A 14,473-nucleotide genomic window follows, 5' to 3' on the forward strand; every position below is an offset into this window, starting at 1 on the left:
AACAGATGCTAACCCCTCCGCCGCCGCCGAAAAGGCATCGGAGCTCCCTGGCCAGAAGTGGTGGTGTGTGCTGTGCCCGGGGCGAGTGAGAGAGCGCTCTCTCGTCAGGGTCGCGCTGACGTCGACAGTTGTCAATACGTGTCCTGCCGTGGGCCGGCGTCCCCGGTGCGGGTGTCGGTCCCCGGACTACCCGGCGGGTGCGATCGGCGACGGCTCGTATCCTTTCCGCGAACCCCCATGGGCGCGAGAAGAAAGGACACGGTGTGACCGACCGGGCCGAAACGTTGGAGTTCCAGGCCGAGGCGCGTCAGCTGCTCCAGCTGATGGTCCACTCGATCTACTCGAACAAGGACGTCTTCCTGCGGGAGCTGATCTCGAACGCCTCCGACGCGCTGGACAAGCTGCGCCTGGCGGCGCTGGTCGACAAGGACCTCGTCGTCGACACCGACGACCTGCACATCGAGATCGAGGTCGACAAGGCGGCGCGGACGCTGACCGTCCGGGACAACGGCATCGGCATGTCCCGTGACGAGGTGATCGAGGTGATCGGCACGATCGCCAAGTCCGGCACCGCGGAGCTGCTGCGCAAGCTGCGCGAGTCGGCGGACGCGGGCGCCAAGCAGGAACTGATCGGGCAGTTCGGGGTCGGCTTCTACGCCGCCTTCATGGTCGCCGACCGGGTGCGGCTGACCACCCGCAAGGCGGGCGAGTCCGGGGGCACCCGCTGGGAGTCCACCGGCGAGGGTACCTACACCGTGGAGCCGGTGGACTCCGCGCCGCAGGGCACCTCGGTCACCCTGCACCTCAAGCCCGCGGACGCCGACGACAACCTGCACGACTACACCGCCGAGTGGACGATCCGGGAGATCGTCAAGCGGTACTCGGACTTCATCGCCTGGCCGATCCGGATGACCGTGGAGCGGACCGGCGCCGAGGGCGACACCACCAGCGAGGTGCAGACGCTCAACTCGATGAAGGCGCTCTGGGCGCGGTCCCGCGACGAGGTCGACGACGCCGAGTACCACGAGTTCTACAAGCACGTCAGCCACGACTGGGCCGACCCGCTGGAGATCGTGCACATGAAGGGTGAGGGGACCTTCGAGTACGAGGCCCTGCTCTTCATCCCCTCCCACGCGCCGCTGGACCTGTTCTCCCCGCAGGGCCGCCGCGGCGTGCAGCTCTACGTCAAGCGCGTCTTCATCATGGACGACTGCGAGGCGCTCACCCCGAACTACCTGCGCTTCGTCAAGGGCGTGGTGGACGCGCACGACCTGTCGCTGAACATCTCCCGGGAGATCCTCCAGCAGGACCGGCAGATCCAGGTCGTCCGGCGCCGGCTGGTGCGGAAGATCCTCGCCACGGTCAAGGACCTGAAGGCCAACCACGCCGAGCGCTACCGGACCTTCTGGAGCGAGTTCGGCGCCGTGGTCAAGGAGGGCCTGATCGACGACCTGGAGAACCAGGAGACCCTCCTGGAGATCCTGTCGGTCGCCTCCACCAACGACCCGGCCGAGCTGACCGACCTCGCCGGCTACGTCGCCCGGATGAAGGACGGTCAGAGCGACATCTACTACGCCACCGGCGAGTCGCGCAGCATGATCGAGAACTCGCCGCACATGGAGGCGTTCCGGGCCAAGGGCTACGAGGTGCTGCTGCTCACCGACCCGGTCGACGAGGTCTGGGTCGAGCGGGTCGGCCAGTACGACGGCCGCACCCTGCGCTCCATCGCCAAGGGCCAGGTGGACCTGGACACCGAGGAGGAGAAGAAGGAGGCCGAGGCGGAGCGGGAGCGGCAGCGCCAGGACTACGCCGACCTGCTCACCTGGATGGGCGAGGCGCTGGCCGACAGCGTCAAGGAGGTACGCCTGTCGTCCCGGCTGACCACCTCGCCGGCCTGCGTGGTCGGCGACGCCCACGACATCACCCCGACGCTGGAGAAGATGTACCGGGCGATGGGGCACGAGGTGCCGGCGGTGAAGCGCATCCTCGAACTCAACCCGGGGCACCCGCTGGTCGCCGGCCTGCGCAAGGCGCACGAGCAGGGCGGCACCGAGGAGTCGCTGAAGGAGACGGCCGAGCTGCTCTACGGCATCGCGCTGCTCGCCGAGGGTGGGGAACTGGCCGACCCGTCGCGGTTCACCAGGATCCTCGCCGACCGGCTCGCCCGTACCCTCTGACGCCGCCCGCTCCGGCCGCGGGCACGTGCCCGCGGCCGGAGCGGTTCGGGCGACCGCACGGCGTGACCGGGAGCCGAGCGGGCGTCCCGGTGCTCGGGTGGATTGCGGTGGCGGGCGGCGGCCATACTCGCCCGGTGACCGAGTTGAGCTCGCCGAACCGTCCCGGGCTGGCCTCCGCGTTGCGCTTCGGCACCGAGCTGATCGCCTGGGTGGCGACGCCGTGGGCGCTCGCCGGGCACTCGGTGCCGCTGGCGATCGCCGCGGTGGTGGTGCTCGTGGGGCTGCCGACCGTCTTCGCGACCCCTGGCGACAAGCCCCACGTGCTGGTTCCGGTGCCCGGCGTGGTCACCATCGCCCTGGTGCTGCTGCAACTGGTCGCGGCCGTCTGGTCGGCGTGGGTGGCGTGGCCGCGCGGCGTCGCGATCGCCGTGGCGGCGCTGGCCCTGGCGACGGTGGCCGCGGAGCTTCCGCGCTGGCGCTGGCTGCTGCGCGCCGGCCGGGTCGACCGCCGCTCGCCGACGGTCCGATCCGGTCGCCCGCCCGGCTGACCCTCCGCCGGGAAGGCCGGGTCCAGCCGGCCCGGTGCGGCAGCGCCACCAGCGGTACGGCGCCCAGGACGGCCCCACCTTCGGGCAGTCGACCGGGTCGGGCGTCTCGACCAGGGGGCGACGCCCGGCGGGACGGTGAGCCGGCCGGTAGCCGAAACATACCTTCACCGCACCCGACGCATGACGTAGACATCCTTCGATCGGTTACCTATCGTCGGCTCATCGTGCAGCGACAACCTTCTATGAAAAGGGGTTGGCAATGATGAACCCACGACGATGGGCCGGCGTCGCCACCGCGACGCTGGCCACGGCGGGCCTGGTCCTGACCGCCACTGTGCACACCGCCGTGGCGGCACCGGCCGGCGGCACGGTCGAGGCGGCGGTGACCGCGAAGCTGCTGGGGCAGGCCCGGGTGGCCGGGGCGGTGGTCGCCGACCGGCCCGACACCCGGATCACGGTCACCCGGCGGGACGGCCGCTGGGCGTTCGGCACGGCCGTCGCGGTCGCCCCGCGGACCGAGGACGCGCACCCGGTCGGCGCGGTCTTCGTGGCCCACGGCAGGGCCGGCGCCTGGCGGGTGGCGTTCGACGGCGAGCCCGGCTTCGCCGCGTTGGCCGCCGAGTCGCCGCTGGTCAGCGCCGCGGAGAAGGCCGTCTTCGGCACCGCGCCGAGCCCGATGTACGCCGGTGGCGACTACCGCACCGGGATGGCCCTGCCGTTCGCCGTCGGGCAGACCTGGACGCTCGGCGGCGGCCCGCACGGCTGGGGCGGCAGCGAGTCGCCGTACAGCTCGGTCGACCTCGCCGGAGGCGACCAGGTGGTCCGGGCCGCGCGGGCCGGCACCGCGTACACCATGTGCCAGGGCTGGATCCGGGTGATCCACGACCGGGGTTACTCCACCGACTACTACCACCTGTGGAGCAGCATCTCGGTCAACGGCGCGGCGGTCGGCCAGGGGGCGTACCTCGGTTACACCGGCACCGACGTCACCTGCGGCGGGGCCGCCTACGGCCGGCACGTCCACTTCGGACTGCGGCAGAACGGGGCGTACGTGCCGATCGCCGGGCACGACATCGGCAAGTGGGTGTTCGGCAACGGCGCGGCGGCCTACCAGGGCGGGGCGCGGCACGGCTCGGCGTGGGTCGGCGCCGGCGGTTCGCTCTACAACTACGGCGCCCTGGGCCTCACCCAGGCGGTGGTGGACGCCAACGGCGGCGGCACGTTGACCCGCCGGGCCGGCCCGGGCACCGGCTACGCCGTACTGGGGTCGGTCGCCGACGGCGCCACGGTGAGCATCTCCTGCTCGGCGAACGGCACCACGCACACCGGTCGGTACGGCGCCACCGCCCTGTGGGACCGGCTCACCGACGGCAGCTGGGTCTCCGACGCGTACCTGTGGACCGGCGTGAACGGCCCGGTCAACGGCTGGTGCTGAGCCGAGCCCGACCCCGGCCCCCGGCTCGGCCACGGCGTCGGGCCCGTCCCGCCCGGTCCTGACCGGCGCACCACGACAGCTGTATCCCGATCGGCCGGCGGCACCCTCGGGTGCCGCCGGCCGATGTCGTTCCGCCCTCGATCCACGGTCGCCGGACGGCCGGTCCGCGAAGGACGGACGGGGCATGTAACGCCGTCGTGGGTTGACACGCTACGCACTTTCGTCTGTCTGGAGAAAAGTACCGACGACGTCAGCGAAAGGTCTGGACACGTCGATGGCAAGTTAGTAGTGTTGGGACACATCGATATGTTCCAGCGAGATGAACCGACGGCACGGTGACTCTCGATCGAGGCCGAGGGCGGCGCAACACGTCCGGCGGCCACGGCTAGGACCAGGGATGGCACCCCGGGTCGGCGCCCCACGCAGGCGCCCCGGCGCGCAAGCGCCGTGGCTTGACCGATGCCCGTCCCTTCTCGACCCACACCCCGTCAGCTCCGACGCGGAACCGTGTCTGGCGCCGCGGGCGATCCGGCTCGCCCGCTGACCCAGGCAGACCCCCACACAACTCAGGACGACCGTGACATCGGGTCACGGCCGGGGATCTCGTGCGGCCCGGGGAGGGGGCGCGCGGACCGGCAGCGCAACGACATACGTCGATCAGAAGAGTTCTTGGACCGTGAGAGAGGCATCCATGAACGGGTACTCACCGCCCGGCCGGCGCCCCCGGGGCCGGCTCCGCAGATCGATCACCGCGGTCGCCACGGCGGTCCTGCTGACGCTGACCGCCGGGCTGGCCGCCGCGCCGGCGACCGCGCGCCCGCTGGACGCGGGACGGTCGACCGCCGGCAGCGAGGCGCCGCGCCAGCTGCAGGCCCAGGTGCTCACCTGGACCGCCGGCGACAACTTCCTGTCGTACCTGTCGGCGCCCACCACCGCCGTGGCCGGGCCGGCGACGCTGGTGTTCGAGAACAGTGCCGCTACCGGCAACACCACCGGCATGCAGCACACCCTGACCTTCGACACCACCAACCCGGCGTACAACAGCGACGTCGACGTGAACATCCTGGCCGACCCGACGGACGCCAACGGTGGCCGGTGGACCGTGGACGTGGTGCTCTCGCCCGGCACCTACCGGTACTTCTGCGCGATCCCGGGCCACGGCGGGATGGCCGGCCTCCTGGTCGTCACCGGCGGCAGCTCGGACACCACCCCGCCGACCGCGTCCGCGACGGTGTCGGGCGAGCGGGACGACAACGGCGCCTACCTGGGGGCGGCGACCGTGACGCTCTCCGCCACCGATGAGGGCTCCGGCGTCGACCGGGTCGAGTACTCCCTCGACGGCGGCACCTACGGCACCTACACCGCGGCGGTGACGGTCAACCAGCCGGGCCAGCACACGCTCAGCTACCGGGCCACCGACCAGGCGGGCAACACCTCCACGCCGCAGTCGGTGTCGTTCACCGTGGTGGAGCCGCCCGCCCCGGACACCACGCCGCCGACCGTGACGGCCGCGGTGACCGGGCAGCGGGACGACGCCGGGGCGTACGTGGGCGCGGCGACGGTGACGCTGTCGGCCACCGACACCGAGTCGGGCGTCGCCCGGGTGGAGTACTCGCTGGACGGCGGGGCGTACGTGGCGTACTCGGCGCCGGTGACGGTCGACGGGGTCGGCCAGCACACGGTGAGCTACCGGGCGACAGACAGGTCGGGGAACACCTCGGCGGCGCAGTCGGTGTCGTTCACCGTGGTCGAGCCGCCGACACCGGACACCACCCCGCCGACCGTCACCGCAGCGGTGGCGGGGGAGCGGGACGACACCGGGGCGTACCTGGAGTCGGCGACGGTCACCCTGTCCGCCACCGACGAGGACTCCGGCGTCGACCGGATCGAGTACTCCCTCGACGGGCAGCCGTACGCCGCCTACTCGGCGCCGGTGACTGTCGACCAACTCGGCCAGCACACGCTGAGCTACCGGGCCACCGACAAGGCCGGCAACACCTCGGCGGCGCAGTCGGTGTCGTTCACCGTGGTGCGGCCGCCGGCGCCGGACACCACGCCGCCGGCGGTGACCGCGGCGGTGACCGGGCAGCGGGACGACTCCGGGGCGTACGTGGGGTCGGCGACGGTGACCCTGTCGGCCACCGACAGCGAGTCGGGCGTCGACCGGATCGAGTACTCGCTCGACGGGGCCGCCTACGCCGCGTACTCCGCGCCGGTCACGGTCGGCGAGCCGGGGCAGCACACGGTCAGCTACCGGGCCACCGACAAGGCGGGCAACACCTCGACGCCGCAGTCGGTGTCGTTCACGGTGGTGCGGCCGCCGGCGCCGGACACCACGCCCCCCACGGCGACCGCCACGGTGAGCGGCCAGCGGGACGACGCCGGGGCGTACGTCGGCTCCGCCACCGTCACCGTGTCGGCCACCGACGCCGGCACCGGCGTCGACCGGATCGAGTACTCCCTCGACGGGCAGCCGTACGCGACCTACACCGCGCCGGTGACGGTCAACCAGGTCGGCGCGCACACGCTGAGCTACCGGGCCACCGACAAGGCGGGCAACACCTCGACGCCGCAGTCGGTGTCCTTCACCGTGGTCGACCCGCCGGCGCCGGACACCACCCCGCCGACCGTCACGGCCGCGCTCTCCGGCCAGCTCGACGACGACGGCGCCTACCTGGGCAGCGCCACGGTGATCCTCACCGCCGCCGACGCCGGCTCCGGCGTCGACCGGATCGAGTACTCCCTCGACGGACAGCCGTACGCCCGCTACACCGCGCCGGTGACGGTGAACCGGCCCGGCGCGCACACCGTCAGCTACCGGGCCACCGACAAGGCCGGCAACACCTCGGGCACCGCGTCGGTGACCTTCACCGTCGTGGCCAGCGGGGAGCCGGGCTGCCCGGTGCCGGACACCCGGCCGACGGTCTGGCTCGGCACCGTGGACAGCGGCGTGCCGAACCGGGTCGTCGAGGGCGCCTGCACGATCAACAACGCCATCGAGGACGAGCGCGAGTGGCCGAACCACGGCCAGTTCGTCAAGCACGTCACCGAGATCGCCGAGCACCTGCACCACCTGGGCGTGATCGACCACAAGGAGCACGGCCGCCTGGTCAGCGCCGCCGCCCGCTCCGGTGTCGGCAAGCCGGACCAGAAGAGCGGCTACCGCCCGCTGCTGGACTCCTCGGCGGCCTCGTTCAACCGGTGGGAGCACGTCGGGGCGGGTGGGTTCACCCGCAACGCCGACGGGTCGATCACCAGCCGCGCCGTTCCCGGCCTGGGCATGCTCTGGCTGCCCACCGCGGAGTACGGCGACTTCTCGCTGAAGCTGCGGTGGCGGGACGACGCGCCGGGCACCGGCCGGGCCAACAGCGGGGTCTTCGTCCGCTTCCCGAACGTGCACGGGCACCCCGCCGAGTCCCGGCCCGAGTGGGTGGCCATCAAGTACGGCCACGAGCTGCAGATCTACGACCGGCCCGACGGTGACCAGTACAAGAGCGGCTCGGTGTACGGCTTCGACCGGGTCGACCTGGACGGCGCGCGGGTCACCCCGAAGGGCACCTGGAACGACTACGAGATCCGGGTGGTGGGCCAGCACTACTCGGTGTTCCGCAACGGCGAGCTGATCAACGAATACGTCAACACCCCGGACGCGGTGTTCAGCCCGCCCCGGGCCGACGACCCCGGCGGCGCCGGGCGTCAGCACGCCAGCGGCTACATCGGCCTGCAGAACCACGGCACCGGCGACGTCGTGAGCTTCCGCGACGTACGGATCGCGCCGCTGTCCCCGTGCTGCCCCGGCGGCGCGCCGTCCTCTGCCACCTCGACCAGCTGCTGCTGACGAGCGAAGGGAACCAACCATGGCGAAACACAGGATCGACCGCCGGGCGCTGCTGCGGGGCCTCGCCGGCTCCACCGTCGCGGTCGGCGCCGCCAGCCTCGCCGGCGCGCTGCCCGCCGCGGCAGCCGGCGGCGCCTCGAACGGGCACCTGGTGCCGCGCGGGCACCTGGGCATCCAGCTCTACAGCGTCCGCGACAAGATCGCGCAGTTCGGCTTCGCTGCCGTGTTCGAGGAGCTGTCCCGGATCGGCTACCGGGAGGTGGAGTTCGCCGGCTACAGCCAGGGCGCGGTCGGCCCGATCACGCCGGCGCAGATCCGCCAGCTGCTCGACGACAACGGGCTGAAGGCGGCCGGCAGCCACCGCGGGCTGGGTGACTTCCGGAACAACCTGGAGTGGGAGCTGGACGTCGCCGAGACGCTCGGCATGCCGGCCATCGGCACCGCGTCGGCGCCCACCGGCAACCGCACCATCGCCGGCTACCAGGCCGCCGCCGCCGAGTTCAACACCTGGGGCGCCGCCGCCGCGGCCCGTGGCATCAAGCTCTACCAGCACAACCACACCATCGAGTTCAGCTTCGCGCTCGACCGGCCCGACGTGCGGCTGTACGACCTGTTCCTGGAACTCACCGACCCCCGGTACGTGTTCCTGGAGCTGGACATCCTGTGGGCGTACGGCGGCGCCCGCAAGTACCCGGGGTTCCGCCCGGTGGACTACGTCAAGGCCCACCCGCACCGATTCCCGCTGTTCCACGTCAAGGACGGCGTCCCGCTGCCCGACCCGCAGCAGGGCAACTCCTACCTGGACGTGGAGTTCGGCGCCGGCACCATCCCGTTCGCCGAGTTCTTCACCGAACTCGACGGCGGTGGCCGGTTCACCTACCTGTGGGAGCAGGACACCGCGCCGAACGCCCAGCCGAACCCGCCCGGCTCGCTGGGCGCCGCCGAGCGCAGCTACCAGCGGATCGTCGACCTGCGGGGTGAACGGTGAGCGCCTGGCGGCTGGTCGAAGACGAACCGCCACCGCCGGTTGACGGCGGCGTGACCGGCGACGACCGGGGCGGCGAGCCGCGCCGCCCCCGCTCCAGCACCCGCCGGCTGCTGGTGGTGGCGGCCACCGTGCTGCTCACCCTGGTCGGTGCTGGCGGCCTGGCGGCCGCCCGCACCGGGTCGTTCTTCGCCGAGCGGCCGGAGGGCTGCGCCAAGCCGGACCGCACCATGCAGCTGTACGCGGTGGAGCTGCCCAAGGACGGCACCCAGGTCCGACTCGGCTACGGCCTCACCCCGCAGACCGCCTCCTACCCGGGCCCCACCATCGAGATGACCGAGGGCGAGTGCCTCGCCATCACGGTGCACAACCAGGTGCCCGCGGCCACCCTGGAGCAGCTACGGACCGACCCGGCGCACCCGCTCGGCGTCTCGCTGCACGTGCACGGGGTCAAGTACACCCAGCTCTCCGACGGCACTGTGCAGTCCGGCTCGTTCGTCCCGCCCGGCGAGTCGCGCACGTACACCTGGTTCGCCCAGCAGCGCAACAAGAAGACCGGCGCGCCGGGCACGGCCGGCCACTGGTGGTACCACGACCACGTGGTGGGTGGCCCGCACGGCACCCAGGGCCTGGGCGCGGGGCTCTTCGGCGGGCTGGTGGTCCGCCGGCCCGGCGACCCGAAGCCCGACCGCACCTACACAGTGGTCTTCGGTGACCGGCAGAGCATCAACCTGCGCCGGGGCGCCGCCGCCGACACCTGCGACGCGCAGCAACCGCAGCCGGGACCGACCTGCCTGGTCGCCCGCAAGGGCGAGAAGGTGGAGTTCATCGTCGTCGGCATCGGCAACGACATGCACACCTTCCACCTGCACGGGCACGCCTGGGCGGACAACCGCACCGGGGTGCTGCCCAACGGGGAACCCTTCGCCGATCTCGTCCAGGCCATCGACAACAAGCCGCTCGGCCCCGGCGACTCGTTCGGCGTCACGGTGACCGCCGGCGACTCGGTGGGCCCGGGCCACTGGATGCTGCACTGCCACATGCAGTTCCACTCCGACGGCGGCATGTCGACGATGCTGCACGTCCTGGACGAGAACGGGAACATGCCGCCCGGCCACGACCACTCCCACCCGGCCGGCGGCACCGCGGCCGGCGCCACCACCGGCGCGGACACCGCCGCCGGGCAGCACCAGCACAAGTGACGCCGGCGGCCGCCGCGCCGCCGACGAGGGCCGGTGGCTGCCGGTCCGTCCGGAGCTGAACGGACCGGCAGCCGCCACCGGAGCGTGCCACCGCCGTGGTCCGCGCCCGCCAACCCCGACCGCACCGCCTCCTGCTCGAACCGCTCGGACAACGCACCTCCGCCACACCTCACCTGTGAAGGAGTCGAGATGGCTCAGCACCGCTCCCGGCTGTCCAGATGGGTCGGATGCCCACCCGTCGACGTCACAGCCTCCCCACCACCCACCCGCCGGGTCGTACGGCGCACCGGCGCGCTCGCCGCGAGCGCCGTGCTGGCGCTCGGGCTGCTGGCCCTGCCCGCGCAGGCCGCCGCCCCGGCACCCGTGCAGGCCGCCGCAGCCGAGGCCGCGGCAGTGAAGCTGCTGGTCTTCCACGGCCCGGTCGACCAGCAGGACGACCCGGTCGGCAAGGCCGTCGACGCGATCCGGGACCTGGGCGGCGAGCACGGCTTCGCCGTCGACGCCTCCGCCGACCCGGGCGTGTTCACCGTCGGCAACCTGGCCCGGTACCGGGCCGTGGTGTTCCTGTCCGCCAACGGGGTCGCCCTGAACGACGCCCAGGAGGCGGCGTTCCAGGCGTACATCAAGGGCGGTGGCGGCTTCCTCGGCGTGCACGACGCGGCCCGCGCCCAGCCCAGCTCGGCCTGGTTCACCGGGCTGATCGGCACCCGGCCGGCGGCCGGCCTGCCGAACGCCGAGAAGCCGGTCAGCGCCACGGCGAGCGCCGAGAACCCGCCGAACGAGACGGCCGCGAAGGCGATCGACGGCTCGACCGGCACCAAGTGGCTGACCTTCAACCCGACCGGCTGGCTCGCGGTGAAGCTGGCCAAGCCGGTGGTGGTCAGCCGGTACGCGCTCACCTCGGCCAACGACTTCCCCGGCCGGGACCCGAAGAACTGGACCCTGCAGGGCTCCGAGGACGGCAACTCCTGGACCGACCTGGACACCCGCAGCAACGAGACCTTCCCGCAGCGGTTCCAGACCCGGCAGTTCAGCTTCACCAACGACAAGGCCTACCAGCACTACCGGCTCAACGTCACCGCGAACAGTGGCGAGCCGCTGGTGCAACTGGCCGAGCTGTGGCTGATCGGCCCGGACGCCGGCCCGCCGCCGGACAGCACGGTGCAGGAGGCCGTGGTCGACCTCACCGACCGGCAGCACCCGGCCAACGAGGGCCTGCCGCTGACCATGAAGCGGTCCGACCAGTGGATCAACTGGGACCCGAGCCCGGTCGGCCGGGTGCACACCGTCGCCCAGGTCGAGGAGGGCACCTACAACCCGGGCCTGAGCGGCAACGGCGCCTTCCACCCGATCTCCTGGTGCCAGGACTACGACGGCGGCCGGTCCTTCTACACCGGCATGGGCCGCACCGAGGCCAGCTACACCACCGACAAGCAGTTCCGCAGCCACCTGCTCGGCGCCATCCGGTGGACCGCCGGCCTGGTCCGCGGCGACTGCCAGGCGACCATCGCGTCGAACTACCGGATCGAGCGGCTGACCGCCACCAACCAGCCGGGCCAGCTCGACCAGATCGGCGAGCCGCACGGCCTGACCATCGCGCCGGACGGCACGCTGTTCTACATCGGCAAGGCGGCCTGCCCGTCCGGGCCGGTGGTCAGCTGGGACGACCCGAAGGTCGGCCTCGGCTGCGGCACCATCCACCAGTGGGACCCGAAGACCAAGCAGGTCAAGCTGCTCACCACGCTGGCTGTGATGGGCAACCGGGGCAGCGGCAGCGAACTGGTCAAGAACGAGGAGGGTCTGGTCGGCATCACGCTGGACCCGAAGTTCGCGCAGAACGGCTGGGTGTACGTCTACTGGATGCCGCACGAGTCGATCGACCGGGTCAAGCGGATCGGTCAGCGGACGGTGTCCCGGTTCACCTACGACGCCGCCAAGCAGGCCATCGACCAGAGCACCCGCAAGGACCTGCTGCACTGGGACACGCAGATCCACAGCTGCTGCCACGCCGGTGGCGGCATGACCTTCGACGAGTCCGGCAACCTCTACATCGGCACCGGTGACAGCAACTCCTCCGGTGGCTCGAACGGCTACTCCGGCAACAACTGGACGCAGGAGTACCAGGGCGTGTCGTTCCAGGACGCCCGCCGTACCTCCGGCAACACCAACGACCTGAACGGCAAGATCCTCCGGATCCACCCGGAGCCCGACGGCACATACACCATCCCGCCGGGCAACCTGTTCACCGGCAACGAGGAGGGCGGCGGCAAGACCCGCCCGGAGATCTACGTGATGGGCGTGCGGAACATCGCCCGGATCGCCTGGGACCCGGTCAACGACTGGCTGACCGCCGCCTGGGTCGGCCCGGACGCCGGCGCCCCGAGCCCGGAGCTGGGCCCGGCGAAGTACGAGACGGCCACCATCATCACCTCCGCCGGCAACCAGGGCTGGCCGTACTGCATGGGCAACCGGCAGCCCTACCGGGACCGCAGCAACACCGACGCCACCGTGCTCACCGGCTGGTACGACTGCGACAACCTGAAGAACACCTCGCCGCGCAACACCGGTCTGGTGAACATCCCGCCGGCCCGGGACAACATGATCTGGTACTCGCCCCAGGGTGGCGGCCCGGTCTTCCCGAAGCGCACCGACGGCAGCGGGCTGCCGACGTACCAGGTCGGCGACGAGACCTTCACCCAGCCGTACCTCAAGGGCGGCGGGCAGGCCATCATGGACGGCCCGACGTACCAGCGGGAGAACGTCGACGTCGACAGCGGCGTGGCGTGGCCGGAGTACTGGGACGACAAGTGGTTCATCGGTGACCAGTCCAACGCCAACAACCGGGTCGCGGTGACCGTCGACAAGAGCAAGGTCGACAGCCACGGACCGCCGGCGTTCGCCGAGGACCTGCGCAGCATCATCCGCTCGGGCAGCGGCGGCACCCAGCTCCAGTCCTGGATGGACGCGAAGTTCGGTCCGGACGGCGCGCTGTACCTGCTCGACTACGCCGGCGGCTTCTTCAGCCTGCACGCCAACCAGAAGCTGATCCGGGTCGCCTACCAGGGCGGGCCGGCGACGCCGAACCCGAACCACGCGACCGCGCGGGCGGTCGCGCAGAGCAACCCGAAGACCATCGCCTTCTCCAGCGCCAAGGCCGGCGGCGTGGCCTGGGAATGGAACTTCGGTGACGGCAGCGCGCCGTCCCGCGAGGCCAACCCCACCCACACGTACGCCGACTACGGCACCTACCAGGCGACGGTCAAGGTGACCTACGCCGACGGCGAGGTGGCCACCGGCAAGGTCCAGGTGGTGGTCGGGTGCGCGGCGCCGGACACCCGCACCACGGTGCGGATGCTCGACACCGACACCGGGGTGGCCAACCACGGGGTGGGCGGCGACTGCACGGTCAACGACCTGATCGACGACGAGCGCAACTGGGCCAACCACGGCCAGTTCGTCAGCCACGTCGCCGCTGTGGTGGGCGACCTGCGCAAGGCCGGCGTCCTCGACAACCGCGAGGCGGCCACGCTGAACCGGGCCGCGGCGCAGTCGCCGATCGGCAAGGTCCCCGGCTACCAGCCGATCTTCGACGGCAGCGCGCAGTCGTTGGCCGACTGGCGGCAGGCGCCCGGCGGATCGTTCACGCTCCAGCCGGACGGCTCGATCCGCAGCTCCGGCGGGCTCGGCATGCTCTGGTACGCCAAGCAGGAGTTCGCCGACTTCTCGCTGCGGTTGCAGTTCCGGGACGTGTCCACCGGCACCACGTACGCCAACAGCGGCGCGTTCGTCCGGTTCCCGGACCCGCGCACGCCGCTGGAGGAACGACCGGCCGACAGTTGCGGCACGGTCGGCTCGGCCCGCAGTTCCCAGGCGTGGGTGGCGATCTACTGCGGTCACGAGATCCAGATCTACGACGGGCCCACCGGTGAGCCGCAGAAGACCGGGTCGATCTACAACTTCGACCCGGTCGGGCTGGACCAGGCCGGGGTGACGCCGAAGGGCCAGTGGAACGACTACGAGATCCGGGTGGTCGGGCAGCACTACACGATCACCCGCAACGGGGTCGTGATCAACGAGTTCGACAACACGCCGGGCAAGGCGTCGTCCCGCCAGGGCGACCCGCCGACCGACCTGCGCCAGTTCCTCAGCGGGTTCGTCGGGTTGCAGAACCACGGCACGAACGACCTGATCGAGATCCGCAACGTCCGGGTCAGGGAGCTGTAGCGAACTCCGGGCCGGGTGCGGAGGCGACCTGCTCCGCGCCCGGCCCGGCCGCGCGTCCGGCTCC

General features: G+C 71.9%; 7 protein-coding genes. All 7 read left to right on the top strand.

The features are described from left to right. Positions 1–263 precede the first annotated feature (263 nt). The 7 genes from htpG to DLJ47_RS14425 all read left to right on the top strand — a co-directional run bounded on the left by htpG (position 264) and on the right by DLJ47_RS14425 (position 14,409). A complete protein-coding gene (gene htpG / locus DLJ47_RS14395; RefSeq protein ID WP_109900530.1) occupies positions 264–2,177 on the top strand; it encodes a molecular chaperone HtpG in 1,914 nt (637 codons plus the stop codon). A gap of 134 nt (positions 2,178–2,311) precedes the next feature. Further along, positions 2,312–2,725: a hypothetical protein gene (locus DLJ47_RS14400; RefSeq protein WP_109900531.1), complete on the top strand. Its 414-nt coding sequence runs from the start codon at positions 2,312–2,314 to the stop codon at positions 2,723–2,725. 262 nt (positions 2,726–2,987) lie between these two features. Beyond that, positions 2,988–4,160: a peptidoglycan DD-metalloendopeptidase family protein gene (locus DLJ47_RS14405; protein ID WP_109900561.1), complete on the top strand. Its 1,173-nt coding sequence runs from the start codon at positions 2,988–2,990 to the stop codon at positions 4,158–4,160. 691 nt (positions 4,161–4,851) lie between these two features. Continuing rightward, entirely contained in the window at positions 4,852–7,998 is a 3,147-nt protein-coding gene (locus DLJ47_RS14410) for an OmpL47-type beta-barrel domain-containing protein (protein ID WP_109900532.1), read from the top strand. 19 nt (positions 7,999–8,017) lie between these two features. Beyond that, complete coding sequence (locus DLJ47_RS14415) at positions 8,018–8,986, top strand: sugar phosphate isomerase/epimerase family protein (RefSeq protein WP_109900533.1); 969 nt, start codon at positions 8,018–8,020, stop codon at positions 8,984–8,986. Further along, the gene (locus DLJ47_RS14420) at positions 8,983–10,185 is read left to right on the top strand and encodes a multicopper oxidase domain-containing protein (RefSeq protein ID WP_199235849.1); all 1,203 of its coding nucleotides are present in this window, start codon (positions 8,983–8,985) and stop codon (positions 10,183–10,185) included. The genes DLJ47_RS14415 and DLJ47_RS14420 overlap by 4 nt, the downstream gene beginning before the upstream one ends. Positions 10,186–10,374: 189 nt before the next feature. Then, on the top strand, positions 10,375–14,409 hold the full coding sequence (locus DLJ47_RS14425) for a ThuA domain-containing protein (RefSeq protein WP_109900534.1): 4,035 nt from the start codon (positions 10,375–10,377) through the stop codon (positions 14,407–14,409). The last annotated feature ends 64 nt before the right edge of the window (positions 14,410–14,473 follow it).

Source organism: Micromonospora sp. S4605, assembly GCF_003176715.1.
In the GTDB taxonomy this organism is placed as follows: Bacteria; Actinomycetota; Actinomycetes; order Mycobacteriales; family Micromonosporaceae; genus Micromonospora; species Micromonospora echinaurantiaca.

What these genes read in the sequence shown, in the direction of transcription:
- DLJ47_RS14415 (WP_109900533.1), top strand. Translation starts at nt 8,018, where the DNA reads ATGGCGAAACACAGGATCGACCGCCGGGCGCTGCTGCGGGGCCTCGCC.
- DLJ47_RS14425 (WP_109900534.1), top strand. Translation starts at nt 10,375, where the DNA reads ATGGCTCAGCACCGCTCCCGGCTGTCCAGATGGGTCGGATGCCCACCC.
- DLJ47_RS14405 (WP_109900561.1), top strand. Translation starts at nt 2,988, where the DNA reads ATGAACCCACGACGATGGGCCGGCGTCGCCACCGCGACGCTGGCCACG.
- DLJ47_RS14410 (WP_109900532.1), top strand. Translation starts at nt 4,852, where the DNA reads ATGAACGGGTACTCACCGCCCGGCCGGCGCCCCCGGGGCCGGCTCCGC.